General features: G+C 68.2%; 26 protein-coding genes. 15 read left to right on the forward strand and 11 right to left on the reverse strand.

All coding sequences use genetic code 11. The annotated features are described in order from the left end of the window. Window positions 1–2 precede the first annotated feature (2 nt). The 3 genes from QN239_RS05700 to QN239_RS05710 are packed head-to-tail and all read right to left on the reverse strand — an operon-like array spanning window position 3 to window position 2,364. A complete protein-coding gene (locus tag QN239_RS05700; protein WP_499008598.1) occupies window positions 3–506 on the reverse strand; it encodes a hypothetical protein in 504 nt (167 codons plus the stop codon). Further along, window positions 506–1,102: a TetR/AcrR family transcriptional regulator gene (locus QN239_RS05705; RefSeq protein ID WP_499008600.1), complete on the reverse strand. Its 597-nt coding sequence runs from the start codon at window positions 1,100–1,102 to the stop codon at window positions 506–508. Before QN239_RS05705 ends, QN239_RS05700 begins: the two co-directional genes overlap by 1 nt. Before the next feature lie 17 nt (window positions 1,103–1,119). Further along, a complete protein-coding gene (locus QN239_RS05710) occupies window positions 1,120–2,364 on the reverse strand; it encodes a cytochrome P450 (protein WP_499008602.1) in 1,245 nt (414 codons plus the stop codon). 116 nt (window positions 2,365–2,480) lie between these two features. On the opposite strand from QN239_RS05710, the gene purD reads away from it, so the two are divergent. Continuing rightward, entirely contained in the window at window positions 2,481–3,749 is a 1,269-nt protein-coding gene (purD, locus tag QN239_RS05715; RefSeq protein ID WP_499008604.1) for a phosphoribosylamine--glycine ligase, read from the forward strand. On the opposite strand, the gene QN239_RS05720 is transcribed toward purD, so the two are convergent. After that, window positions 3,750–4,643 carry an alpha/beta hydrolase gene (locus QN239_RS05720; RefSeq protein ID WP_499008606.1) on the reverse strand — a complete coding sequence of 298 codons (894 nt, stop codon included), beginning with the start codon at window positions 4,641–4,643 and terminating at the stop codon, window positions 3,750–3,752. It abuts the gene before it with no gap. Between the two features lie 81 nt (window positions 4,644–4,724). Between QN239_RS05720 and QN239_RS05725 the strand changes: the two genes are divergently transcribed. Genes QN239_RS05725 through QN239_RS05735 form a run of 3 tightly spaced genes read left to right on the forward strand, consistent with a single transcriptional unit; the run spans window position 4,725 to window position 7,987 of the window. Beyond that, entirely contained in the window at window positions 4,725–5,333 is a 609-nt protein-coding gene (locus tag QN239_RS05725; protein WP_499008608.1) for a TetR/AcrR family transcriptional regulator, read from the forward strand. An 18-nt stretch (window positions 5,334–5,351) separates the two neighbouring features. Further along, on the forward strand, window positions 5,352–6,770 hold the full coding sequence (gene purB, locus QN239_RS05730) for an adenylosuccinate lyase (RefSeq protein ID WP_499008610.1): 1,419 nt from the start codon (window positions 5,352–5,354) through the stop codon (window positions 6,768–6,770). Continuing rightward, the gene (locus QN239_RS05735) at window positions 6,767–7,987 is read left to right on the forward strand and encodes a cytochrome P450 (RefSeq protein WP_499008611.1); all 1,221 of its coding nucleotides are present in this window, start codon (window positions 6,767–6,769) and stop codon (window positions 7,985–7,987) included. The genes purB and QN239_RS05735 overlap by 4 nt, the downstream gene beginning before the upstream one ends. A 15-nt stretch (window positions 7,988–8,002) precedes the next feature. On the opposite strand, the gene QN239_RS05740 is transcribed toward QN239_RS05735, so the two are convergent. Continuing rightward, the gene (locus QN239_RS05740; protein WP_499008613.1) at window positions 8,003–8,875 is read right to left on the reverse strand and encodes a PDDEXK-like endonuclease domain-containing protein; all 873 of its coding nucleotides are present in this window, start codon (window positions 8,873–8,875) and stop codon (window positions 8,003–8,005) included. Between the two features lie 95 nt (window positions 8,876–8,970). After that, window positions 8,971–9,588 carry a hypothetical protein gene (locus tag QN239_RS05745; protein WP_499008614.1) on the reverse strand — a complete coding sequence of 206 codons (618 nt, stop codon included), beginning with the start codon at window positions 9,586–9,588 and terminating at the stop codon, window positions 8,971–8,973. A 30-nt stretch (window positions 9,589–9,618) separates the two neighbouring features. On the opposite strand from QN239_RS05745, the gene QN239_RS05750 reads away from it, so the two are divergent. Next, window positions 9,619–10,506 (forward strand): phosphoribosylaminoimidazolesuccinocarboxamide synthase, encoded by an 888-nt coding sequence (locus QN239_RS05750; protein WP_090354421.1) that lies wholly within the window; start codon window positions 9,619–9,621, stop codon window positions 10,504–10,506. Continuing rightward, window positions 10,503–12,644 (forward strand): S9 family peptidase, encoded by a 2,142-nt coding sequence (locus QN239_RS05755; protein ID WP_499008617.1) that lies wholly within the window; start codon window positions 10,503–10,505, stop codon window positions 12,642–12,644. Before QN239_RS05750 ends, QN239_RS05755 begins: the two co-directional genes overlap by 4 nt. Here the strand turns inward: QN239_RS05755 and QN239_RS05760 are convergent. Then, on the reverse strand, window positions 12,570–13,001 hold the full coding sequence (locus tag QN239_RS05760; RefSeq protein ID WP_499008619.1) for a DoxX family protein: 432 nt from the start codon (window positions 12,999–13,001) through the stop codon (window positions 12,570–12,572). The genes QN239_RS05755 and QN239_RS05760 overlap by 75 nt on opposite strands. A 74-nt stretch (window positions 13,002–13,075) precedes the next feature. On the opposite strand from QN239_RS05760, the gene QN239_RS05765 reads away from it, so the two are divergent. From QN239_RS05765 to QN239_RS05780, 4 genes are all read left to right on the forward strand, one after another. Then, window positions 13,076–13,639, forward strand: coding sequence for a TetR/AcrR family transcriptional regulator (locus QN239_RS05765; protein ID WP_499008622.1), 564 nt, complete (start codon window positions 13,076–13,078; stop codon window positions 13,637–13,639). Between the two features lie 10 nt (window positions 13,640–13,649). After that, entirely contained in the window at window positions 13,650–14,135 is a 486-nt protein-coding gene (locus QN239_RS05770; protein ID WP_499008624.1) for a glutathione peroxidase, read from the forward strand. Between the two features lie 71 nt (window positions 14,136–14,206). Continuing rightward, window positions 14,207–14,911 (forward strand): DUF2334 domain-containing protein, encoded by a 705-nt coding sequence (locus tag QN239_RS05775; RefSeq protein WP_499008626.1) that lies wholly within the window; start codon window positions 14,207–14,209, stop codon window positions 14,909–14,911. Between the two features lie 29 nt (window positions 14,912–14,940). Then, on the forward strand, window positions 14,941–16,581 hold the full coding sequence (locus tag QN239_RS05780; RefSeq protein WP_499008627.1) for an FAD-binding dehydrogenase: 1,641 nt from the start codon (window positions 14,941–14,943) through the stop codon (window positions 16,579–16,581). On the opposite strand, the gene QN239_RS05785 is transcribed toward QN239_RS05780, so the two are convergent. Together QN239_RS05785 and QN239_RS05790 are read right to left on the reverse strand one after the other, a co-directional pair. Beyond that, the gene (locus QN239_RS05785; protein ID WP_499008629.1) at window positions 16,494–17,087 is read right to left on the reverse strand and encodes a phosphatase PAP2 family protein; all 594 of its coding nucleotides are present in this window, start codon (window positions 17,085–17,087) and stop codon (window positions 16,494–16,496) included. The two genes, QN239_RS05780 and QN239_RS05785, sit on opposite strands and share 88 nt — an antisense overlap. A 47-nt stretch (window positions 17,088–17,134) precedes the next feature. Then, window positions 17,135–17,788, reverse strand: coding sequence for an MBL fold metallo-hydrolase (locus tag QN239_RS05790; protein ID WP_499008631.1), 654 nt, complete (start codon window positions 17,786–17,788; stop codon window positions 17,135–17,137). Window positions 17,789–17,869: 81 nt separating this feature from the next. Between QN239_RS05790 and purS the strand changes: the two genes are divergently transcribed. Then, the gene (purS, locus tag QN239_RS05795) at window positions 17,870–18,109 is read left to right on the forward strand and encodes a phosphoribosylformylglycinamidine synthase subunit PurS (RefSeq protein ID WP_170847117.1); all 240 of its coding nucleotides are present in this window, start codon (window positions 17,870–17,872) and stop codon (window positions 18,107–18,109) included. Further along, entirely contained in the window at window positions 18,106–18,783 is a 678-nt protein-coding gene (purQ, locus tag QN239_RS05800; RefSeq protein WP_499008633.1) for a phosphoribosylformylglycinamidine synthase subunit PurQ, read from the forward strand. The genes purS and purQ overlap by 4 nt, the downstream gene beginning before the upstream one ends. 1 nt (window position 18,784) lies before the next feature. Here purQ and QN239_RS05805 read toward each other — a convergent pair whose 3' ends face one another. Together QN239_RS05805 and QN239_RS05810 are read right to left on the reverse strand one after the other, a co-directional pair. Next, on the reverse strand, window positions 18,785–19,582 hold the full coding sequence (locus QN239_RS05805) for a family 1 encapsulin nanocompartment shell protein (protein WP_499008634.1): 798 nt from the start codon (window positions 19,580–19,582) through the stop codon (window positions 18,785–18,787). Further along, window positions 19,579–20,610 carry a Dyp-type peroxidase gene (locus QN239_RS05810; RefSeq protein ID WP_499008635.1) on the reverse strand — a complete coding sequence of 344 codons (1,032 nt, stop codon included), beginning with the start codon at window positions 20,608–20,610 and terminating at the stop codon, window positions 19,579–19,581. Before QN239_RS05810 ends, QN239_RS05805 begins: the two co-directional genes overlap by 4 nt. A 51-nt stretch (window positions 20,611–20,661) precedes the next feature. On the opposite strand from QN239_RS05810, the gene QN239_RS05815 reads away from it, so the two are divergent. The 3 genes from QN239_RS05815 to QN239_RS05825 are packed head-to-tail and all read left to right on the forward strand — an operon-like array spanning window position 20,662 to window position 23,592. Next, window positions 20,662–21,993, forward strand: a complete 1,332-nt coding sequence (locus QN239_RS05815) for a M18 family aminopeptidase (RefSeq protein WP_499008637.1) — start codon at window positions 20,662–20,664, stop codon at window positions 21,991–21,993. Window positions 21,994–22,029: 36 nt separating this feature from the next. Further along, a complete protein-coding gene (locus QN239_RS05820; protein WP_090354441.1) occupies window positions 22,030–22,380 on the forward strand; it encodes a VOC family protein in 351 nt (116 codons plus the stop codon). Window positions 22,381–22,395: 15 nt separating this feature from the next. Further along, on the forward strand, window positions 22,396–23,592 hold the full coding sequence (locus tag QN239_RS05825; RefSeq protein ID WP_090354442.1) for a cation:proton antiporter domain-containing protein: 1,197 nt from the start codon (window positions 22,396–22,398) through the stop codon (window positions 23,590–23,592). The last annotated feature ends 6 nt before the right edge of the window (window positions 23,593–23,598 follow it).

A 23,598-nucleotide genomic window follows, 5' to 3' on the forward strand; every position in this document is an offset into this window, starting at 1 on the left:
GATCACAGAGTCACCGTGCGACTCGGACTCCCCGGGCCGCCCGGGCGCAACACCGCCGATGTCGGCGGCTGTGGCAGCGCGCGAACCACGGCGTCGATCGCCGACCACAACGCATGGCAGTCCGGCCCGTAGAGATAGATGCGCGTCGCGCCGCCGCCGATGTCGTTTCCGTCGACCTCGCCCGGGACCCGGCGGCTGGTCAGGGTCGCGGCGATCACCTCCTCGGTGTGGGCGATCAGGTCCGCAGCGACGTCGTAATCCCAGTCCAGCAGGACGGCTTGGTCGTCCGGGTGGGGCACTTCTTCCCAGGGACGCCCGTCGGGGGACGGTATCGAGGGGACGGCGCCACCGAGCGCATCGGGATACTGACTGCCGTTGGGTGGCCGCCATCCGGTGACGCCGCTGCGGCTACGCCGGATGTAGGTGATGACGACGGTCGCGGGGCCCAGCACGAGGAAGCTCAGCAGGGCGATCTTGCCCACGGTGAGCCAGACGTCGGCGTCCATCACGCCGGCCTCAGTGCCGGAGCGACCCAGCGTCGCAGGTAGGCGCGCAACTCGGCCCCGGTGCGTGGGGGGCGCCCCGGGTCGACGACGAACGACTGGATGATGCGCAGCAGGTACTCGGCGAGCTCGTCGAGATCGGCGTCGTCGAACCCGGCGGCCGCCCAATCCACGTCGAAACGTCGCACCACCGACTGTGCGAACTGCAGGGCGATATCCGAGGTCATCGATTCGGTGAGGGCAGGGGAGCGACCGGGCGCCAGCAGCAACCCGATGTGCTTGTCCTTGGGCAGCCACTCCAATGCGGTCGCGATCGCCTCCACGGCGGCGTCCATCGGATTGGTCATGCCCTGGATGTGGGACGCGAGGCGCTCCAGGAAATCGGCGGCCGCGACCACACCGGCCTGCATCAGCAGCGCATCGGTGCTGGGGAAGTACCGGTAGACGGTCTGGCGGGTGACACCCAGCGTGCGCGCGACATCGGCGATCGAGAAGTCTGCGCCACGCTCGTCGATGGCCTTGCCGGCGGCGGCCAGAATGCGCGCGACCGCCTCCTCATCGCTTGCCGGGGCGGCGCCGGACCAGCCGTGGGTTCGCACCCGGGAATCTTAAAGGACTATTTGTAGGAAACCTGCAGGTCCTTCACCCCGTTGATCCAGCCGGAGCGTAGGCGAAGTGGCTCGGCGAGTCTGGAGATATCGGGGATCTGGTCGGCGATCTCGTTGAACATCAGCTTGATCTCCATGCGGGCGAGGTTGGCGCCGATGCAGAAATGGGCACCGTTGCCGCCGAAGGCCAGGTGTGGGTTGGGGTTGCGCAGGATGTCGAAGGTGAACGGGTTCTCGAACACCTCGTCGTCATAGTTGGCCGAGCTGTAGAACAGCCCGGCGCGCTGGCCCTTGCGGATGGTCACCCCGCCGATCTCGGTGTCGACGAGTGCGGTGCGCTGAAAGCAGTGCACCGGTGTGGCCCAGCGGATGATCTCCTCGATGGCGGTGTCGGGCCGCTCGCGCTTGAAAAGCTCCCACTGGTCCGGGTTTTCGAAGAAGGCGTTCATCCCGTGGGTCATGGCGTTGCGGGTTGTCTCGTTGCCGGCCACGGCCAGCAGGATCACGAAGAACGCGAATTCGACGTCGGTGATGCCTTCGCCGGCTTCATCTCCCAAATCGGCCTGCACCAGCCGGGTGACGATATCGTCGGCCGGGCATTTCCGGCGGGCTTCGGCCATGTTGTAGGCGTAGCCCATCAGCTCTGCGTTGGCCGTGGTGGGATCGGCGTCGAAATCCGGGTCGTCGGTGTTCATGATGCAGTTGGACCAGTGGAAGATCTTCTCCCGGTCTTCTTCCGGGACGCCGATCAGATCCGCGATGGCCAGCAACGGCAGGCCCATCGCGACATCGTCAACGAAGTTGCCGGTGTCTTTCTCCTTGGCGGCGGCCACGATCTCGCGCGCGGCCACCGCGAGCTTGTGCTCCAGCGCGGCCACGGAGCGCGGGGTGAACAACCGGGACACCAGCTTGCGCAACCGGGTGTGCTCGGGGGCGTCATGGTTGATCAGCAGGGCCTTGGTGAGGTCGAGCTGATCGGCGGTGATGCCGTCGGGTAGGCGCATGACCGCGCCCTTGGCGTTGGTGGACCACACATCGCCGCCGTTGCGGGAGATGGCCTTGATGTCTTCGTGGCGGCTGATCACCCAGTAGCCGCCGTCGTCGAAGATCGACTCGCCTTGCTCGTTCCACCACACCGGCGCCGTCTTGCGCAGCGCGGCGAACTCGGTGACCGGGATGCCCTGCAGCAGCACGTCGGGATCGGTGAAGTCGTAACCCTTACCGAACGGGCAGGCGCTCTCCAGCGTCGTCATTATGGCCTCCTGGTGTGACATACCGCACTCGTTGCATCGACCATACACTGCAATGTCAACTGTATGGCCGTGGCTTTCGGGCCGGGCCTCGCGGTGGGCCGATAAGGTGATCACTCGTGCGCGTCCTCGTAATCGGATCCGGTGCCCGTGAGCACGCCCTGCTACTGGCGCTCAGCCGCGATCCCGGCGTCGACTATCTGGCCGTGGCGCCCGGTAACGCCGGGACGGCCGCGGTCGCCGAGCAGCACGACGTCGATGCGACGTCCGGTGAGTCGGTCGTCGCCCTGGCGCGGCGTCTGGACGCCGACCTCGTGGTCATCGGCCCGGAGGTGCCCCTGGTGCTGGGGGTCGCCGACGCCCTGCGCAAGGCCGGTATCGCCACGTTCGGCCCGTCCAAGGACGCCGCCCGCATCGAAGGATCCAAGGCGTTCGCCAAGGACGTGATGACCGTCGCCGGAGTGCGGACGGCCACCAGCGAGATCGTCGACAACCCCGCCCGCCTGGACGCGGCCCTGGACCGCTTCGGGCCGCCCGCCGGTCAGCGGGCCTGGGTGGTCAAGGATGACGGTCTGGCCGCGGGCAAGGGTGTGGTGGTCAGCGCCGACCGTGAGGCCGCTCGTGCGCACGCGGCGGCACTGCTCGACTCCGGGCACCCGGTGCTGCTGGAGTCGTTCCTGGACGGCCCCGAGGTGTCGCTGTTCTGTGTCGTCGACGGCGAGACGGTGGTGCCGCTGTTGCCGGCCCAGGACTTCAAGCGCGTCGGTGACAACGACACCGGCCCCAACACCGGTGGGATGGGTGCCTACACCCCGCTGCCGTGGCTGCCGGACGAGGTTCTCACGCAGATTGTCGACGAGGTTGTCAAACCTGTTGCCGCCGAGCTTGTTTCGCGCGGGAGCTCATTCTCCGGCCTGCTGTACGCGGGCCTGGCCATCACCTCGAACGGGCCCGCTGTGGTCGAGTTCAACTGCCGATTCGGCGATCCCGAGACCCAGGCCGTGCTCGCCCTGCTGGAATCACCGCTGGGGACGCTGCTGCACGCCGCCGCCACGGGAACACTGGCGGACCATCCGCCGCTGCAGTGGCGGGACGGTTCGGCCGTCACCGTGGTGATCGCCGCCGAGAACTATCCGGGCCGGCCGCGCGTCGGTGACGTGATTACCGGTTCGGAAGCCGACGGTGTCCTGCACGCCGGCACCACCCGTCGTGACGACGGTGCCATCGTCTCCTCCGGTGGGCGGGTGCTGTCGGTGGTGGGCACCGGCGCCGACCTTTCCGCTGCGCGCGCTGATGCTTACCGGCGGATCGAATCAATCCGCTTGCCGGGCAGTCATTTCCGTACCGATATCGGATTGGCCGCGGCGCAGGGCCGGATCAGCCTATAACTAGGCGACCAGCAACGGCCCCATCCAGGCCGCCTCGGCCGGCAGTTGCGAGCTCCAGAACCCGGCGTCATGGCCGCCGGGGGAGAAGCCGCCCGACGGCGGTGCCGGCAGCTGCGCGATGAACTGCCGGGTCGCCGAGGCGAACGGATCGCTGTTGCCGATGTCGATGCGGATCGGGATGGACCCCAGCGCGGGCAGACCCCACACGCTGTTGGCCGCGTAGTCGTCGGCGCCGTCGAATGCGCCCGGTGCGGTGGCCCCCGAGGACGTCCACAGCGCCGGGCTGACGGCGCAGATCGCCGCGGTGCGGGCCGGCCCCAGCCGCGCGCCCAGCAGCAGTGCGCCGTACCCACCCATCGACCAGCCCAGGAAACCCACCCGCGAGGTGTCCAGGCCCTGGCCGGCCAGCATCGGGATCAGCTCGTCGAGGACCATCGCGCCGGCGTCGTCACCGTCGGCACGCTTGTGCCAGTACCCGCCGCCGCCGTCGACCGCGACCACCGCGAACGGCGGGATTCCGGTGGCCACGGCCTGCGCCAGGCCGTCCTCGACACCGCCGGCCATCACCGTCGCCGCGTCACTGCCCTTCCCGTGGAGCGCGATCACCGCACGCAGCGGCGCCGTCTGGCCGGGCGGGCGGGCGATGGCCCAGTTGGTGGTGATCCCGCCGCGGGCCGCCGAGACGAATGATCCGCTGACGTAGGTCGGGGCCGGTGCGCTCGGGGGAGGCGGCGCGAGTGGCGCGCCCACGCTCGTCATCGCCACCGGTGGAGTGGTGGCCTGCGGAGCGGAGGGCAGCGAGCCCAGTGCGTAGGCGCCTGCCGCTCCGACGGCGGCGCCGACGCCCAGCCGTAGAACAGTCCGGCGAGTGACGTCTGGCATGCGGGCCATCATGCCATCGGCCCGGTGACGTTCTTGTGCAGTGCCTTGGCGATTGCCGCAAAACCCCCATACAGCAGGCCATTTGCTGGCAGCATGCAAGGCGTGACGGCGGCAGTGACCCCCAAGGGAGAGCGGCGGCGGGGCGCTCTCGTCAGCGCCGCCGCCGATCTGCTGTGCGAGGGCGGGTTCGACGCGGTGCGCCACCGCGCGGTGGCGCGTCGGGCCGGTCTGCCGCTGGCGTCGACGACGTATTACTTCTCCTCCCTGGACGACCTCATCGCCAAAGCCGTCGAACACGTCGGCACCCGCGAGGCCGAACATCTCAAGACACAGGTCGCGACGCTGTCCCGGCGGCGCCGCGGCGCGGAGTCCACCGCCGACCTGCTGGTCGACCTTCTGGTCGGTGACGACCCGGGGGCCCGGGTCCCCGAACTGATCTCCCGCTACGAGCGCTATATCGCGTGCGCGCGGCAGCCGGAATTGCGCAATATCCAGCGCCGGATCCTGCGCGAACGCACCGATGCCGTCGTCGAGGTGGTCGAGCGCTCAGGGCGGACGGTGCACACCGAACTGCTCACCGCGCTGGTCCGTGCCGTCGACGGTGCGGTGGTCGCCGCGCTCGTCGACGACGGCGATACGCCGCGTGAGACCGCCCGCGCGACCCTGATTGATGTGATCGACGTTCTCGCGCCGTTCGACTGACTCGTAAGCTGTGTGTTCGTGAGCATCCCGAATGTCCTGGCCAGCCGCTACGCAAGCGATGACATGGTGGCCATCTGGTCACCCGAAGCCAAGATCGTCGCCGAACGCCGGTTGTGGCTGGCGGTGCTGCGTGCGCAGGCGGAACTCGGGGTGCCGGTGCCCGACGGCGTGGTGGCCGACTACGAGCGCGTGCTGGAGCAGGTGGACCTGGCGTCCATCGCCGCGCGCGAGCGCGTCACCCGGCACGACGTGAAGGCTCGCATCGAGGAGTTCAACGCACTCGCCGGTCACGAGCACGTGCACAAGGGCATGACGAGCCGCGACCTGACCGAGAACGTCGAGCAGCTGCAGATCCGGCAGTCGCTGGAGCTGGTGTTCTCCCACGGGGTGGCCGTCGTCGCGCGGCTGGCCGAGCGGGCGGCGCTGTACCGCGAACTGGTGATGGCGGGGCGTTCGCACAACGTCGCGGCGCAGGCCACCACGCTGGGCAAGCGGTTCGCCTCGGCGGCCGAGGAGACGCTGGTGGCGTTGCAGCGGCTGCGTGAGCTCATCGACCGGTACCCGCTGCGCGGGATCAAGGGGCCGATGGGCACCGCCCAGGACATGCTCGACCTGTTCGACGGCGACACCGATCGGCTCGCCGAACTGGAACGCCGGGTCGCCCAATTCCTCGGATTCACAGACGTTTTCACCAGCGTCGGGCAGGTGTATCCGCGGTCGCTGGACCACGATGTGCTCTCGGCGCTGGTGCAGTTGGGCGCGGGGCCCTCCTCGTTCGCACACACCATCCGGCTGATGGCCGGACATGAGCTGGTGACCGAGGGATTCGCGCCCGGGCAGGTCGGGTCCTCGGCCATGCCGCACAAGATGAACACCCGCTCCTGTGAGCGGGTGAACGGTCTGCAGGTGGTGCTGCGGGGCTATGCGTCAATGGCCGCCGAGTTGGCCGGAGCCCAGTGGAATGAGGGCGATGTGTTCTGTTCGGTGGTGCGCCGGGTCGCGCTGCCGGACGCGTTCTTCGCCATCGACGGGCAGACCGAGACGTTCCTGACGGTGCTCGACGAGTTCGGTGCCTACCCGGCGGTGATCCAGCGCGAGCTGGACCGCTATCTGCCGTTCTTGGCGACCACCCGGATCCTCATCGCCGCGGTACGTGCCGGGGTGGGACGCGAATCCGCCCACGAGGTGATCAAGGAACACGCGGTGGCCGTCGCGCTGGCCATGCGGGAAAAGGGTGCGGAACCAGACCTGTTGGATCGGTTGGCGGCCGACCCGCGGCTGCCGCTGGACCGGGTCGCCCTCGACGCGGCGCTGGCCGACCGTGCCGCCTTCAGTGGCGCGGCGTCGGCGCAGGTGGATGCGGTGGTGAGTGCGGTCGACGAACTGGTGAGCCGCTACCCGGAGGCGGCCAAGTACACCTCGGGTGCCATCTTGTGACGTCCGCAGATCTGACAGATCTGGATAATTTCGCTCAGGGGTTCCCCCATGAGTTGTTCGCCGAGCATCGGCGTTCCGCACCGGTGTTCTGGCACGAGCCGACCGAACATACACCCGATGGCGAAGGCTTCTGGTCCGTCGCCACGCACGCGGAAACGCTTGCGGTGCTTCGTGATTCGGTGACGTTCTCGTCCGTCACCGGCGGTTCCCGGCCGTACGGCGGGACGCTGCTGCAGGACCTGTCCATCGCGGGTCAGGTGCTCAACATGATGGACGATCCGCGGCACGCGCAGATCCGCAGGTTGGTGTCCTCCGGGCTGACCCCGCGGATGATCAGCCGGGTCGAAACCGACCTGCGCGGGCGGGCCCGGAGCCTGCTGGACACGGTGCAACCAGGTGTCACTGTGGACTTCCTGGTCGAGGTGGCCGCCGAGTTGCCGATGCAGATGATCTGCATCCTGCTGGGAATCCCGGAATCGGAACGGCATTGGCTGTTTCATGCCATCGAGCCACAGTTCGACTTCTCCGGGCGCAGTGCCGAGGTGGGGCAGCTGACGGCCGAGGAGGCCGGGTCGCGGATGTACACCTACGGCATGGAGTTGATCGCGGCCAAACGCTCGGCGCCGACGGATGACATGCTCTCGGTGGTGGCCAACGCCGGCCTGCATGACACCGACGCCGAACTGTCCGATCTCGAGCTGTATCTGTTCTTCAGCCTGTTGTTCAGCGCCGGCGCCGAGACCACGCGCAACGCCGTCGCCGGCGGGTTGCTGTCGCTGATCGAGCACCCCGCCCAATTCCAGGCATTGCGTGCGGATATGTCGTTGCTGCCCAACGCGATCGAGGAGATGGTGCGGTGGACGACACCCTCGCCGTCGAAGCGGCGCACCGCCACCCGAGAGGTGTCACTCGGCGGTGTGACGATCGCCGCGGGACAGAAGGTCCAGGTGTGGGAAGGGTCGGCCAACCGCGACGAGTTGGTCTTCTCGGATCCGGACACGTTCGACATCACACGTAAGCCCAATCCACACCTGGGATTCGGGTACGGCGTGCACTACTGCCTGGGTGCCAACCTGGCCCGCCTGGAATTGCGGGTGATGTTCGAAGAGCTGCTGACGCGGTTCTCCGGTGCCGAGTTGGCGTCGCCGGTGGAATGGACCCGCAGCAACCGGCACACCGGTATACGCCACCTGTTCTTGCGATTTGTGGAGCGATAGCCGTAACCATTACGGCTATCGCTCCACAAATCGCCGCTTCAGCGCTGCCTTGATCTCCGCAACCACGCGTTCGGGGTACTCGTTGAGGTCGAGCCAGGTGAACCGCAGCACCTGCCAGCCCGCGAGAATCAGCGCGTTCTGCCGGACGCGATCGTGATTGAAGTCATCAGGGTCACTGTGGAAGGCCCAGCCATCGACTTCCAGGGCGAGTTTCGCGGCAGAAAACCCGTAGTCGACTTTGTAACCGGCCACGCGATGGTTGGCGATCCAGCCGACGATGCCGGCCTGTCGCAATATCCTCCTGAGCAGCCTTTCGGCTTCGGATCGGGTGCCGTCTGCAGCTCCGAGCAAGAGGATGCGAGCACGCGGTGACCCATGCCGGCCCTTGTTGTTGAGATGGCTTTTCCACAGTTCGGGTAATTCCACATGTCGTTGCAGGGCGGTGTCCATGATCTTGGGGCCGCCCCCGCGCCGGGCCGCGGCCTCGACGACGGTCAGCGGCAGGGCCGTGACGCGGAGATCCGATCTTTCGATGACCTCGGCCGGGTCGAGATCTCGGCGCCTAAGTCTGGTGCCGGGCTGGAATCGGAGACGCCGACTTCTGGACACTGTCACCTCGACCACTTCGGGCGCGTACCGCGTCAGCTGATGCCACCAGGCTGCGGCAAGCCCGCTGGCGACTGCGTCATCCCCGTACGACCAGACGGCGGCACGGACACGCGCGGCGTCGGTGAACTGCCGGTCGTCGGCGAAAAAGACGCCACGTGCGCACCGCCGCCACTGGCCACTGCGAACTCGGTAGTCGACGTCGTCCTGACTGAGCCCCGCCATCCGGGCCTGTGCCAGGGTGATGACACCGTCGTGGTCGCGCAGTAGATCCTGGAGCATGTCGGTTCCGACGCGGTCCAGCGCCGATCGGTTCCAACCTCAGCGATTTGTGGAGCGCGAGCCGTAATAGTTACGGCTCGCGCTCCACAAATCGCTCAGGACTTGAGCCGGATGCCGGCCGCGTGCAGTTCCAGCAGGGCCAGGCCGCGGATGGCCATCCGATCGTCGCGGCGCCACGCGCCGATCGGGTCGGGATCGATCGCGGTGAGCTTGGCCAGCGGCCGGTTGGCCAGGGCCCGCATGGCCAGCAGTTCCTGGCCGGCGTGGCTGGAGGCCAGGGACAGCACCACCAGCTTGCGGCGGAAGAACCGCAGCCGAAGGAAGAGCCAGGGCATCGTCACGGCCAGGATCGGCGTCGCGGCCACGGCCACGGCCAGCACCCACGCCAGCCAGCTCGCGGTGACATCCAGGCTGTGACCGGCGCCGGCGATCTCACCCGCTGCCTTGCTGGCCGCCTTCAGCGGCCCGGCCAGGGTGCCGCCGATGAACGGCACGTCATCGGTGCTGTCCCCGGCCGACGCCAGATTCCCGGATACCCCGTCGGCGCCGCTCTGCACTCGACGACCCACTTCGGAGATGGTGGCGACCGCCGAGTACACCGCCCCGCCGACCATCACCCAGATGACGATCCAGATGATCACCGCGATATCGCTGAGCAGCTGGGCCAGGAATCGGCCGGGTTTGGTGGCATAGGGGAGGTACCGCGAACTCATGGCCCTGATCCCAGCACATAGGGTGGGCGGATGCGCCCCGCTCTGACCGACTACCGGCATCTGGCCAGCGGCAAAGTTCGCGAGCTGTACCGCATCGACGACGGCCACCTGCTGTTTGTGGCCTCCGATCGCATCTCGGCCTTCGACTTCATCCTGGACACCGAGATACCCGACAAGGGTCGGATCCTGACCGCGATGAGCGTGTTCTTCTTCGACCACCTCGGCGTGCCCAACCACCTCGCGGGCCCGGCGGACGACGAACGCATCCCGGCCGAGGTGCTGGGCCGCGCCCTGGTGGTGCGCCAGCTGGAGATGCTGCCGGTCGAATGCGTGGCCCGCGGCTACCTGACCGGATCCGGGCTGATCGACTACCAGCAGACCGGGGCCGTGTGCGGGATCGAGCTACCCCCCGGTCTGGTCGAGGCCAGCAAGTTCGCCCAGCCGATCTTCACCCCGGCCACCAAGGCGGAGCTCGGCGACCACGACGAGAACATCGCCTTCGACGCCGTCGTCAAGCTCGTCGGCGAAGACCGCGCCGCCCAACTGCGCGACCGCACCCTGGCCATCTACTCAAAAGCCGCCGACCACGCCCTGAGCAAGGGGGTGATCGTCGCCGACACCAAGTTCGAGTTCGGGGTGGATGGCGACGGCGAGCTGGTGCTGGCCGACGAGGTCCTGACACCGGACTCGTCGCGGTACTGGCCCGCCGACAGCTACCAGCCGGGCGTGGTGCAGCCCAGCTACGACAAGCAGTTCGTCCGCAACTGGCTGACCGGTCCGGACTCCGGCTGGGACCGGCATGGAAACACCCCGCCACCGCCGCTGCCCGAGGAGATCGCCGCGGCGACCCGGGCGCGCTATATCGAAGCCTACGAACGTATTTCCGGGCTCAACTTCAACGATTGGATCGGCGCATGACAGGGGCTCCCGTCGCCAAGCGGGTGGCGAAACGCCGCGAACATCACGGCGATGTCTTCGTCGACCACTACGAGTGGTTGCGTGACAAGGACAACCCCGAGGTCATCGCCCACCTCGAGGCGGAGAACGAATACGCGGAGAAGGCCACCGAACATCTGGCGCCGTTGCGGCAGAAGATCTTCGACGAGATCAAGGCCCGCACCAAGGAAACGGATCTGTCGATCCCGACCCGGCGCGGCGAATGGTGGTACTACGGACGCAGTTTCGAGGGCAAGCAGTACGGCGTGCAGTGCCGGTGCCCGATCGCCGGTCCCGACGACTGGACACCACCGGAACTCGACGAGAACACCGCGATCCCCGGTGAGCAGATCCTGCTCGACGAGAACGACGAGGCCCACGGGCACGACTTCTTCTCGCTCGGGGCCATCAGTGTCAGTATCGACGGGAACATCCTGGCGTACTCGGTGGATGTCAAGGGTGACGAGCGGTACACCCTGCGGTTCAAGGACTTACGGACCGGGCAACTGTACGAGGACACCATCACCGGGATCGGCTCCGGAGTCACCTGGGCCGCCGACAACCGCACCGTCTACTACGTGACGGTCGACGACGCCTGGCGCCCGGATACCGTGTGGCGGCACCGGCTGGCTGCAGGTCTGCCGTCGCAGAAGGTGTTCCACGAACCCGACGAGCGCTTCTGGCTGGCCGTCGGGCGTACCCGAAGTAACAAATATGTGCTGATCGCGGCGGGCAGTGCGGTCACCACCGAAGTGCACTACGCCGACGCCGCGGACCCGGAGGCCGCGTTCACCGTCGTGCTGCCGCGCCGCGACCTGGTCGAGTATTCGGTGGAGCACGCCGTGGTCGGCGGCGAGGACCGCTTCCTGATCATGCACAACGACGGGGCGATGAACTTCACCCTGGTCGATGCTCCGGTGAGTGACCCGACCGCCTTCCGCACCCTGATCGAGGCTCGCGACGATGTCCGCCTCGACGGTGTCGACGCGTTCGAGAAGCACCTGGTGGTGAGCTATCGGCGCGAAGCGCTACCGCGAATCCAGTTGTGGCCCATCGGCGCCGACGGCACCTACGGCGCGCCCGAGGAGATCGCGTTCGAATCCGAGTTGATGTCGGCGGGCCTGTCCGGCAACCCGAACTGGTCGTCGCCCAAACTGCGGGTGGGGGCCACCTCGTTCGTCATCCCGGTGCGCATCTACGACCTGGACCTGACCTCCGGTGAACGCACCCTGTTGCGGGAGCAGCCGGTGCTCGGCGACTACCGGCCGCAGGACTACGTCGAGCGCCGGGACTGGGCCGTGGCCGAAGACGGTGCCCGGATCCCGATTTCGATCGTGCACCGGGCCGGGCTGGCCTTTCCCGCGCCTGCGTTGCTGTACGGCTACGGTGCCTACGAATCCTGCGAGGACCCCCGCTTCTCGATCGCGCGCCTGTCCCTGCTGGACCGCGGGATGGTGTTCGCGGTGGCACATGTCCGCGGCGGCGGGGAGCTCGGCCGGCCCTGGTACGAGAACGGCAAGCTGTTGCAGAAGCGCAACACGTTCACCGATTTCATCGCTGTCGCTGCGCATCTGGTGGACACCGACGTGACCCGGCCGCAGAATCTCGTCGCCCTCGGCGGCAGTGCGGGCGGGTTGCTGATCGGCGCGGTCACCAACCTCGCCCCGCAGGCGTTTGCGGGGGTGCTGGCCCAGGTGCCATTCGTCGACCCCCTGACCACCATCCTGGACCCGTCCCTGCCGCTGACCGTCACCGAATGGGACGAGTGGGGAAACCCGTTGGAGGACAAGAGCGTCTACGAGTACATGAAGTCGTACTCACCGTATGAGAACGTCGAGGCCAAGGACTACCCGGCCATCCTGGCCATGACCTCACTCAACGACACCCGGGTGTACTACGTCGAACCCGCGAAATGGGTTGCCGCGCTGCGTCATGTCAAGACCGATGACCACCCGGTGCTGCTGAAGACGGAGATGGCCGCCGGGCACGGCGGTATCAGCGGACGTTACGAACGTTGGAAGGAAGCGGCGTTCCAGTACGCCTGGCTACTGGCCACCGCAGACCGCGACAACTACGGCAGCGGCCAGGTACACAGCCTCTTCGGCGGACCGCAGACCTAGGTTCGCCGTGATCGACGCCGGCGGGTCGGGCATGCGGGCGGCGTAGATGTTGGCCGGGAACATGACCAGCATCAGCACGAACAGACACCCTGCCGCGGCGACCCGCGTGGGTGGATAGACCACCCCGACCGCGCCCACAAGTTCGAGCACGCCGGTGACGGTGACCAGCAGGGCCGGCGCCGGCAGCGGTGGCGGCACGATGGCGATCATGTCCCGGCGCATTCCCGGCACGAAATGCGCGATCCCGGTCAGGGTGAACATCACGGCAAGCCCGCACGCGATGGCGGCCGGCCAGGTGTCGGCGAGTGTGGCGCGGGCCGCGAGGCTGCCGAGCACCAGCGCGAGGAAAACCGCCATCGCGCCTCCCTTATCTAGGCATTGTCAAGATGAGAATATCGAGAAACTAGACGATGTCAAGATAGGATGCAGGGGTGGGAAAACAGACCTATCACCACGGCGACCTGCGGGCGGCGATCCTCTCGCAGGCTGCGGCGCTGGTCGCCGAACGTGGCGCGGACGGCATCTCGCTACGTGAATTGGCCAGAGCCGCAGGCGTTTCACACGCCGCACCCGCGCATCACTTCACCGATCGGCGCGGGCTGTTCACCGCGCTGGCGGCCGAAGGATTCGGCCTGCTGGCCGCGGCCCTGGCCGACGCCCGGCCACAGTTCATCGACGCCGCCAAAGCGTATGTCCGGTTCGCCCTGGATCATCCCGGCCACTACGAGGTGATGTTCGACAAGTCGCTCTACGACGACGATGACCCCGACCTGCTACGCGCCTCGGCCGCCGCGGGTGCCGAACTGAGCCGCGGCGTCGGCACCCTGGCGGATCCGCACGCCAAAGCCGATCCCGACGGGGCCGCCCTGGCGGCGTGGTCGCTGGTGCACGGGTTCGCCCAGTTGTGGCTCAACGACGCCTTCGACAAGACGCGCATGGCAGGCGATCCGATCGCCACGGTCGAGAGGCTGGCGGCGATCCTGTTCGACGGCTAGCGTCGTCCCGGTGAGCCTGAACACGATCCCGCTGACCACCCTCGCCGGGGAACCCACCACGCTGGCCGAATTGTCCGACGGCGCAACGCTCGTCGTGAACGTCGCCTCCAAGTGTGGCTTGACACCGCAGTACAGCGCGCTGGAGAAGCTGGCACAGGACTACGCCGGCCGGCTCACCGTCGTCGGCGTGCCGTGCAACCAGTTCATGGGACAGGAGCCCGGCACCGCCGAGGAGATCCAGACGTTCTGCTCGACCACCTACGGGATCAGCTTCCCGCTGCTGGCCAAGACCGACGTCAACGGCGAAGACCGGCATCCGCTGTACGCCGCGCTGACCGAGACCGTCGACGCCGACGGTGCGGCCGGCGACATCCAGTGGAACTTCGAGAAGTTCCTGCTCGCGCCCGGCGGTGAGGTGGTCAACCGGTTCCGGCCCCGCACCGAACCCGATGCACCCGAGGTGATCGCGGCGATCGAAGCGGTACTGGCCGAATAGCCGATCCAAAAGTCAACTTGCGTCCGGGTGTTCGCAACCGTCGCGACACCTGACGTTGCCACACTGTGAATGTGGCAGGAGAACTGATCGTCTCCATTTCCGGTATCAGGGATCGCACCCTGACCGAGGTCGACGCGTTCTGCGGTGAGCTGGACACACGCGGTGTTCCGGTGTCGCTGATGGTGGCGCCCCGGCTCAAGGGCGACTACCGCCTGGAGCAGGACGGCTCCAGTGTCGAATGGCTCGGCGACCGTCGCAACCGTGGCGACGCCCTGGTCCTGCATGGTTTCGACGAGGCCGCCACCAAGACCCGTCGTGGCGAGTTCGCCGTATTGCCCGCGCACGAGGCGAATCTTCGGCTGACGGGCGCCGACCGCGTTCTGGAACATCTCGGCCTGCGTACCCGGCTGTTCGCCGCGCCGGGCTGGACGGTCTCGCAGGGCACCGTCGGGGCCTTGCCGCGGAACGGATTCCGGTTGCTCATCGGCGTCGCGGGCATCAGCGATCTGATCCGCGACACCACCGTGCGGGCCCGGGTGCTCGGCATCGGCGAGGGATTTCTGACCGAACCATGGTGGTGCCGCACCCTGGTGCTGTCCGCCGAACGCAGCGCCCGCCGCGGCGGCATGGTGCGACTGGCCGTCTCGGCCCGCCAGCTCCGCCGTACCGGGACTCGGCAGGCCATCCTGGACGCCATCGACCTGGCCCTCATGCACCAGTGCGTGCCTGCGGTGTACCGCTGGACCCCGTATCCGGCGCTCACCGACGCGGCCTGACGCGCTGGAGGCGGGCTAGCCTTGGCGTCATGGACGCCGATGTCATCGTGGTGGGTGCTGGGCTGGCCGGGCTGGTCGCCGCATGCGAACTGGTCGAACGGGGCCGTACGGTCCTGATCGTCGACCAGGAGAACGCCGCCAACATCGGCGGCCAGGCCTACTGGTCGTTTGGCGGGTTGTTCTTCGTCGACAGCCCCGAGCAGCGCCGCCTCGGCATCCGCGACAGCCACGAGCTGGCGTTACAGGATTGGCTGGGCTCCGCCGGCTTCGACCGCACCGAGGACCACTGGCCCCGCCAGTGGGCGCACGCCTACGTCGACTTCGCCGCGGGGGAGAAGCGCCGCTGGCTGCGCGAGCGCGGGCTGCAGACCTTCGCGCTGGTCGGCTGGGCCGAGCGCGGCGGCTATGGCGCTCGCGGACACGGGAATTCGGTCCCGCGCTTCCACATCACCTGGGGCACCGGTCCGGCGCTGGTCGACATCTTCGCCCGCCGCCTGCTCGGCCACCCGAAGGTGACCTTCGCGCACCGGCACCGCGTCGACGAGCTCGTCGTCGCCGAGGGCGCCGTCGTCGGTGTGCGCGGCGCGGTGCTGGAGCCGTCGGCCGCCGCACGTGGTGTCGCGTCCTCGCGTAACACCGTGGGGGAATTCGATTTCCGGGCGCAGGCCGTGATCGTCGCCAGCGGCGGCATCGGCGGCAACCACGATCTGGTGCGCAAGAATTGGCCGGCCCGGATGGGCACACCACCCACGACGATGCTCTCGGGTGTACCCGAGCACGTCGACGGGCGGATGATCGGGATCGCCGAATCCGCAGGCGCCCAGGTGATCAACGCCGACCGGATGTGGCACTACACCGAAGGCATCACCAATTACGACCCGGTGTGGCCCAACCACGGCATCCGGATCCTGCCCGGGCCTTCCTCGTTGTGGCTGGACGCCACCGGGAAACGCCTGCCGGTGCCGCTGTACCCGGGATTCGACACGCTCGGCACGCTGGAGTACATCGCCGCCACCGGCTACGACTACACCTGGTTCGTGCTCAACGCCCGCATCATCGCCAAGGAGTTCGGCCTGTCCGGGCAGGAGCAGAACCCGGACCTGACCGGGCGCAGCGTCCGCGCCGTGCTGTCCCGTGGCCGGGACGGCGGCCCCGCCCCGGTCCGCGCATTCGTGGACAAGGGCGTCGATTTCGTCACCGCGAACTCACTGCGTGACCTGGTGTCCGCAATGAACGGCGTCGACGGGGTGGCGTCCCTGGACTACGCGACCGTCGAGGCAGAAGTGACCGCGCGCGACCGCGAGGTGGTCAACCGCTTCAGCAAGGACGGGCAGATCACCGCGATCCGGGGTGCTCGCGACTATCTGCCGGACCGGGTGGCTCGCGTCGTCGCCCCGCACCGGTTGACCGATCCCAAGGCCGGCCCGCTGATCGCCGTCAAACTGCACATCCTGACCCGCAAATCGCTGGGTGGACTGCACACCGACCTGGAATCGCGGGTTCTCACCGCCGACGGCAGCGCCTTCAGCGGCCTGTACGCCGCCGGTGAGGCCGCCGGCTTCGGTGGGGGCGGCGTGCACGGCTACCGGTCGCTGGAAGGCACCTTCTTGGGTGGCTGCGTGTTCTCCGGCCGGGCCGCGGGCAGGGCGGCAGCCCGCGACACCGCCTGAGGCCCGGCCGCCAGGATCGCCAGGCACACCAGTGCGGTGGCCCACAGCCAGCCGCCGAAGATATCGGTCAGATAGTGGTAGTCGGTCGCGGCCATCCCGATGCCACCGATCACGCTGATCACCGCGGCCAGCGCCGCTCGCCACACCGTGTAGCCGATGGCCAGCACGAACATCGCCGTCACGGTGGTGACCACCGTGGTGTGTCCGCTGGGGTAGGCGTGGGCCCAGTAGTCGCCGTCCCCTTTGGAACGACCGAACAGCTTCTTGAGCGCCCGCGATCCGAGCAGCGCGAGGACCGGACACAGGGCCGCGGCCACCGCCACCCGCCAGCGCCGCTGCCACAGTGCGACCACCACCGCGCAGAACAGCAGGGCGACCATCGCGATACCCCAGGTGAACCAGAGCATCCAGCGGGGATCCGGGCCGAGGACCCGGTTCATCGCATTCAGCGCGGCGGTGTCGAAGGGGGTGTTGTTCGGACCGACCAGAAGGCCCAGCACCACCATGGCGGTGATGCCGACGGGCGGCCACCAGAGCAGCAGGGTTCGCGCGTTCAGAATGTCGTTCCGTTCTCCGGGGCGAGCACCTGGAAGTCGGTGTCCGTCATCTCCGACAACCGGCCGTAGTAGATACCGCGCGCGGCCGGCTCGATGATGCCCTGGTGGATGGGCACGGCCCGGGCCGGAGCGACGGCGCGCAGGTAGTCGACGGCCTCGGAGATCTTCATCCACGGCGCCGCAGCCGGGGTGGCCAACACGTCGACCGGCTCACCGGGGACGAACAGGGCGTCGCCCGGATGCATCAGCCGGGCCGGGTGGTCGCCGTCGCCGATCAGGTACGACGTGTTGTCGATCACCGGGATCTCCGGGTGGATCGTGGCGTGCGTGCCGCCCACACCACGCACCGACAGATGCCCGACGGTGAAGGCGTCGCCGGCGTGTACCGCCGTCCACGGTGCTCCCAGCTGCGCCGCCGTCTGGGGATCCGCGTACAGCTTGGCATGCGGGTTCGCGTCCAGCAGCGCGGGCAGCCTGGCGGTGTCGGCGTGATCGGGATGCTGATGGGTGATCAGGATCGCGTCCAGACCCGTGATGCCCTCGAAGCCGTGTGAGAAGTTGCCGGGATCGAACAGCACCCTGGTGCTGCCGCCGCCGACGTTCGGGAAGTCTGCCAGCAGGCAGGAGTGGCCGAAATGCACGAGTTGCATGGCTCCATTGTGGCTTGTATCTACGTCGGTAGAGTTACAGCCGATCAGGACCGATTTGTGCAAACTTTCGAAGGAGTACCCGTGGCCCGCGTCGTAGTGCACGTGATGCCCAAGGCCGAGATCCTCGACCCGCAGGGGCAGGCGATCGTCGGCGCGCTGGGCCGTCTCGGCCACTCAGGTATCTCGGACGTCCGCCAGGGCAAGCGTTTCGAGCTCGAGGTGGACGATTCGGTATCCGACGCGGCGCTGTCCGAAATCGCCGAATCGCTGTTGGCCAACACGGTCATCGAGGACTTCGTCGTGAGCCGGGAACAGTCGTGAGCAACGCGCGTGTGGGCGTGATCACCTTCCCCGGCACGCTCGATGACGTCGACGCGGCCCGGGCGGTGCGGTTGGCCGGCGGCGAGGCCGTCGCCCTGTGGCATGCCGACGCCGACCTCAAGGGTGTGGACGCCGTGGTGGTGCCGGGCGGGTTCTCCTACGGGGACTACCTGCGCGCCGGGGCCATCGCCAGCTTCGCGCCGGTGATGCGCTCGGTGGTCGACGCTGCCCGGGGCGGGCTGCCGGTGCTCGGCATCTGCAACGGCTTCCAGGTGCTGTGTGAAGCCGGCCTGCTGCCGGGTGCGCTGACCCGCAACGCCGGACTGCACTTCATCTGCCGCGACGTGTGGCTGCAGGTGGCGTCCAACTCGACGGCGTGGACCACCCGCTACGAGCAGGACGCCGATCTGCTGGTGCCGCTGAAATCCGGCGAGGGCCGGTACGTCGCCTCCGAGGCGGTGCTCGACGAACTCGAGGGTGAGGGCCGCGTGGTGTTCCGCTACCGCGACAACCTCAACGGGTCGATGCGCGGCATCGCCGGGGTCAGCTCGGCCGACGGCCGCGTGGTCGGGCTGATGCCGCACCCTGAGCACGCCACCGAACCGCTCACCGGCCCGTCCGATGACGGGCTCGGCTTGTTCTACTCCGCGTTGGACGCGGTCCTGTCCGCCTGACTCAGGCGGACAGTGCGACCGACGCCTCGGCCGTGTAGTTCAGGAATGTGAACGTCTCCTGCAGGTACAGCTGCACGGTCTCGGCGTCGTGGCTCAGGTAGCCGATCGACACATCGGTGCCCAGCTGCAGATCGAAATCGCCTCCGCGCGTGGACAACACGAACGCGCCATCGATGGCGGGGGCCCAGATGATGTCCCCGTCGACCACCCGGTTGAGGTGCTCGCGCAGCGGGTAGCCGTGTTCGGTGGTCTCGCTGACCTTGGTGTACGCGTCGGCCGACAGCAGCACCGAGTACGGTCCGTCGACGCCGGCCAGCCGCAGCTCCGAGAGCGCCTGGGCGATCACATCGGGGTAGTCGCGGGGATCCTCGGGCAGGGCCAGGCCGGGGTTGGAGCTGGACGCCCGGATGCCCTGGATGTTGGCGGCCGCGTAGCCCTCGAAGATCGCCCGGTCCTCGGCGAAGGCCAGCTTCTTGGCCGCTTCCTTGACCGGATCCCAGTCCGAGTCCTGCGAGCCGCGCTCCACGTCGTCGATCGCCTCGCGGGTGATCGTGAACGGCACCCGCAGCCGCACCAGCGGCCGGCTGTCCCGCAGGTGGGCGAGCACACCGTCGCCCGGCGAGGCCACGTTGAGCAGATGTCCCGTGGACACCGCGGCGGTGGTGGCGCCGCTGGGCCCGCTGCAGTCCACGACGCGGCGTCCGGCGATATGGCGCTTGAAGGTCCGGGTGGCCTCCTGCTCGATCTCGGCCCACGCCTCGTCGGTGACCGGCGCCAGTTCGCGGTACAGGTTGTTCATTGGGGTTGTCCTTTCAAGCTGCCGATCGACAGTGAACCGGAGTATGCGGGGGCGGGGGGCGTGACGACCACGGTGGGTGCGGCGTTCTCGTCACCGGGTAACGGGGGTGGATCGTCGAGGAAATCGGCGGTCGGCGTGAAGAACAGACACCCGGTGACCGCGGTGGAGAAATCCAGAATCCGGTCGGTGTTACCGGGCGGATCCCCGATGAACATGTTGCGCAGCATGCGCTCGGTGACCGCGGCGCTGCGCGAGTACCCGATGTAGTAGGTCCCGAACTCACCCTTGCCGATCTCACCGAACGGCATGTTGTGGCGCAGGATCTTCAGTTCGTTGCCCTCGTCATCCTCGATCACATTGAGGGCCACATGCGAATTCGCGGGCTTCACGGCGTCGTCGAGTTCGATGTCGTCGAGTTTGGTGCGGCCGATCGCGCGCTCCTGCTCCTCGACCGACAGCGCGTTCCAGGCCGACATATCGTGCAGGTAGCGCTGCACGTGCACGTAGCAGCCGCCGGCGAAGTCGGGATCCTCGTCGCCGATCTGACTGGCGTGCAGTGCCACCTGGCCACCAGGGTTCTCGGTGCCGTCCACGAAGCCCAGCAGGTCGCGGTTGTCGAAGAACTTGAACCCGTGCACCTCGTCGACGATGGTGATGGCGCCGTCCATTGCCTGGGCGATCTTGCCGGCCAGCTCGAAACACACGTCCAGCGACTCGGCGCGGAGGTGGAACAACAGATCTCCGGGGGTGGACGGGGCGCTGTGCCGCGGGCCCTCCAACGCGACGAACGGGTGTAGTTCGGCCGGCCGCGGCCCGCTGAACAACCGGTCCCAGGCGTCCGAGCCGATCGACGTGATGACGGACAGATGCTTGGCCGGATCGCGAAAACCTATGGCGCGAACCAGCCCCGAGATATCGCCGAGGGCATCGTGCACTGTCTGCTCGCCACCGTCGTCGATGGTGGCGACCAAGAAGATGGCAGCCGGCGTCAGAGGCGCAAGCACCGCCTGCGGGACAAGATCGGGCACATCGCAGACCCTAGCGCGGCCGACGCTCGGCACACCGGTCAAGATGAAAAGATGCCAGCTAGCCCCCAGAGCCTGTGTGAATTCATCGACGCCTCACCGTCGCCGTTCCATGTGTGCGCGACGGCCGCGCGCCTGCTGGCGGCCGCCGGATACACCGAACTGTCCGAGGCGGACGCCTGGCCCGCCTCGGGCCGCTATTTCACGGTGCGGGCGGGTTCGTTGGTCGCCTGGGATTCGACGCCCGGCGATGTGCCGTTCCGGATCGTCGGCGGCCACACCGACAGCCCCAACCTGCGCGTCAAGCAGCACCCGGACCGGGCGGTCGCGGGCTGGCAGGTGGTGGCGTTGGCGCCCTACGGCGGTGCGTGGCTGAACTCCTGGCTGGACCGCGATCTCGGGATCAGCGGCCGGCTGTCGGTCGTCGGCGCGGGGGAGCACAGCGACGCGGGCAGTGGGTCCGGCGGCGGGCAGGAGCGCAGCGACTCGGGGATTAGGTCCGCCGGCGGGGTGGAGCACCGGCTGGTCCGCATCGACGACCCGATCCTGCGGGTGCCGCAGCTGGCCATCCACCTGTCCGATGACCGCAAGGGTGTCAGCCCCGACCCGCAGCGCCACGTCAACGCGATCTGGGGCCTGGGGGAGCAGGGTTCGTTCCTCGAGTTCGTCGCCGAACGCGCCGGGGTGCGCGCCTCCGAGGTCCTGGGCTTCGACCTGATGACGCACGACCTGGCGGCGTCGGCGATCACCGGCGCCGGTGGCGAATTCGTCAGCGCCCCGCGGCTGGACAACCAGGTCACCTGCTACGCCGGGGTCGAGGCGCTGCTCGCGGTGCAGCCCACCGGCCACATCCCGGTGCTCGCACTGTTCGACCACGAGGAGGTCGGCTCGCAGTCCGATCACGGCGCCCAGTCCGAGCTGTTGCCGACCGTGCTGGAGCGCATCGTGCTGGCGGCGGGGCACGGTCGGGAGCATTTCCTGCGCCGCTGCGCCGAGTCGATGGTGGCCTCCGGGGACATGGCCCACGCCACCCACCCGAACTACCCGGACCGGCACGAACCCGGTCATCTCATCGCCGTCAACGCCGGCCCGGTGCTCAAGGTGCAGCCCAACCTGCGGTACGCCACCGACGGCCGGACCGCGGCGGCGTTCGCGCTCGCGTGCCGGCAGGCCGGGGTGCCGCTGCAACGCTACGAGCACCGAGCCGACCTGCCGTGCGGGTCGACCATCGGACCGATGACGTCCGCGCGTACCGGTATCCCGACGGTCGACGTGGGCGCGGCGCAGCTGGCCATGCATTCGGCCCGCGAGATGATGGGCGCCCTCGACGTCGCGGCGTATTCGGCGGCGCTTCAGGCGTTCCTGGCGCCCGCCGGTTCCTCCTGAGTCGTAGACGTCGGGGGTAGTCGCTAGGCTCCCGGTATGGGCCTTGGCGTGGAGATGATCACCGTCGACTCACTCGACCCCGATCGCCTCGCGGCGTGGTGGGCCACCGCCACCGGCGGTGAGTTGACCCCGGTGATGCCAGGGGAATTCGTGTTCGTCGCCTTGCCGAGCGGGTTGCGGCTGGGGTTCCAGCGGGTCGAGGATCCGACGCCCGGCAAGAACCGGGTGCACGTCGATTTCAGCGCCGCCGATATGGAGGCGGAGGTGGCTCGCCTGGTCTCGCTGGGCGCTCGTGAGACCGGCCGGCATGAATTCGGCGCGGAGTTCCGCTGGGTGGTGCTCGCGGACCCGGACGGAAACGCCTTCTGCTTGACTGCCGCTTCCTGACGGGTGTCCGCGGGCATGGTGTGGTCGGTCGTCGGTATCGGCGCGGCGCTGGCGGTGTGGGCGTTGTTCGCGCGGCAGCTGGAGCGCTGGCGCATCACGCCCGCAATGGTGCTTGTCGTGGTGGGTGCGGGGGTGGGTGTCAGTACCCATCACGCGCTGGCGGCGAGCCTCGACACCGATGTGATCCTGCCGATCATCGAGGTGATCCTGGCCATCCTGTTGTTCGGTCATGCGACCCATGTGCGCGGCGGTTTCTTCGGCGGCATGTTCGGGCCCGCGTTCCGGCTCATCGTGATCGCGCTGCCGATGAGCATGGGCCTGTCGGTGCTGCTGGGCAGTTGGCTGCTGCCCGGGCTGTCGTGGGCCGCACTGCTTGCGGTCGCCTGCGTGGTGGTACCCATCGATTTCGCGCCGGTGGCGTCCTTCCTGCACGACGACCGCATCCCGGCGCGGGTCCGCAATCTGCTCAACGTCGAGGAGGGCTACAGCGACGGCGTGGTCGCGCCGATCCTGGTCTTCGCGCTGGCGATCACCGGGGGCCAACAAGCCGGCGCCGAGAGTCTGATGCACGCCGTGCGCGACGCCGTCCCGCATCTACTGAGTGCCGTCGTGCTGGGACTGGCGATCGGTGCGGTGGCCGCCGTCGCCGCGAACGCCGTGGACCGCCGCGGGTTCATGACCGACCGGGCCCGGCGGCTGATCCTGCTGTGCACACCGGTGCTGGCCTACACCCTCAACGTGGCCTCGCACGGGAACGGGTTCGTGGCGGCCTTCGTTTGCGGTATCGCGTTCAACGGGTTGCGGCGCTATTCCGATGAGCGGCGGGAAATGGAACTGCTCGACGACGTGGCGTTCCTGCTGTCGGCCGTGCTGTGGTTCGTCTTCGGCGCGGTGGCCTGGTACGTCCTCGAAGAGGGTGTGTCGATCGGGCTGGTGGTGTTCTGTGTGCTGGTGGTCACCGTGGTCCGGTTCGTCCCGGTGGTGCTGTCGTTGACCGGGTCGGGTTTGAGCCGGTCGGAACGGCGGCTGGTGGCCGTGCTCGCGCCGCGTGGAGCTGCGACCATCGTGCTGGGCCTGCTGGCGTTCAACGTGCTGGAGGACGCCGCCGAACGCGCCGTGCTGCTGTCCACCATCCTGGTGGTGCTCGGCAGCGTGCTGCTCTGGGGAGTGCTCGGGCCGGTGCTGGTCGGCCGCTACGCGAAGAACGAATAAACTATG

The organism is Mycolicibacterium sp. Y3 (genome assembly GCF_051188035.1).
Lineage (GTDB): Bacteria > Actinomycetota > Actinomycetes > Mycobacteriales > Mycobacteriaceae > Mycobacterium > Mycobacterium fluoranthenivorans.

Coding starts and splice junctions, on each gene's coding strand:
- QN239_RS05785 (WP_499008629.1), bottom strand. CDS start 17,087: ATGGTGGTGCTGGGCCTTCTGGTCGGTCCGAACAACACCCCCTTCGAC.
- QN239_RS05805 (WP_499008634.1), bottom strand. CDS start 19,582: ATGAACAACCTGTACCGCGAACTGGCGCCGGTCACCGACGAGGCGTGG.
- QN239_RS05780 (WP_499008627.1), top strand. CDS start 14,941: ATGGACGCCGATGTCATCGTGGTGGGTGCTGGGCTGGCCGGGCTGGTC.
- QN239_RS05815 (WP_499008637.1), top strand. CDS start 20,662: ATGCCAGCTAGCCCCCAGAGCCTGTGTGAATTCATCGACGCCTCACCG.
- QN239_RS05740 (WP_499008613.1), bottom strand. CDS start 8,875: ATGCTCCAGGATCTACTGCGCGACCACGACGGTGTCATCACCCTGGCA.
- QN239_RS05755 (WP_499008617.1), top strand. CDS start 10,503: ATGACAGGGGCTCCCGTCGCCAAGCGGGTGGCGAAACGCCGCGAACAT.
- QN239_RS05700 (WP_499008598.1), bottom strand. CDS start 506: ATGGACGCCGACGTCTGGCTCACCGTGGGCAAGATCGCCCTGCTGAGC.
- QN239_RS05745 (WP_499008614.1), bottom strand. CDS start 9,588: ATGAGTTCGCGGTACCTCCCCTATGCCACCAAACCCGGCCGATTCCTG.
- QN239_RS05820 (WP_090354441.1), top strand. CDS start 22,030: ATGGGCCTTGGCGTGGAGATGATCACCGTCGACTCACTCGACCCCGAT.
- QN239_RS05725 (WP_499008608.1), top strand. CDS start 4,725: ATGCAAGGCGTGACGGCGGCAGTGACCCCCAAGGGAGAGCGGCGGCGG.
- QN239_RS05790 (WP_499008631.1), bottom strand. CDS start 17,788: ATGCAACTCGTGCATTTCGGCCACTCCTGCCTGCTGGCAGACTTCCCG.
- QN239_RS05825 (WP_090354442.1), top strand. CDS start 22,396: ATGGTGTGGTCGGTCGTCGGTATCGGCGCGGCGCTGGCGGTGTGGGCG.
- QN239_RS05750 (WP_090354421.1), top strand. CDS start 9,619: ATGCGCCCCGCTCTGACCGACTACCGGCATCTGGCCAGCGGCAAAGTT.
- QN239_RS05760 (WP_499008619.1), bottom strand. CDS start 13,001: ATGGCGGTTTTCCTCGCGCTGGTGCTCGGCAGCCTCGCGGCCCGCGCC.
- QN239_RS05720 (WP_499008606.1), bottom strand. CDS start 4,643: ATGATGGCCCGCATGCCAGACGTCACTCGCCGGACTGTTCTACGGCTG.
- QN239_RS05710 (WP_499008602.1), bottom strand. CDS start 2,364: ATGACGACGCTGGAGAGCGCCTGCCCGTTCGGTAAGGGTTACGACTTC.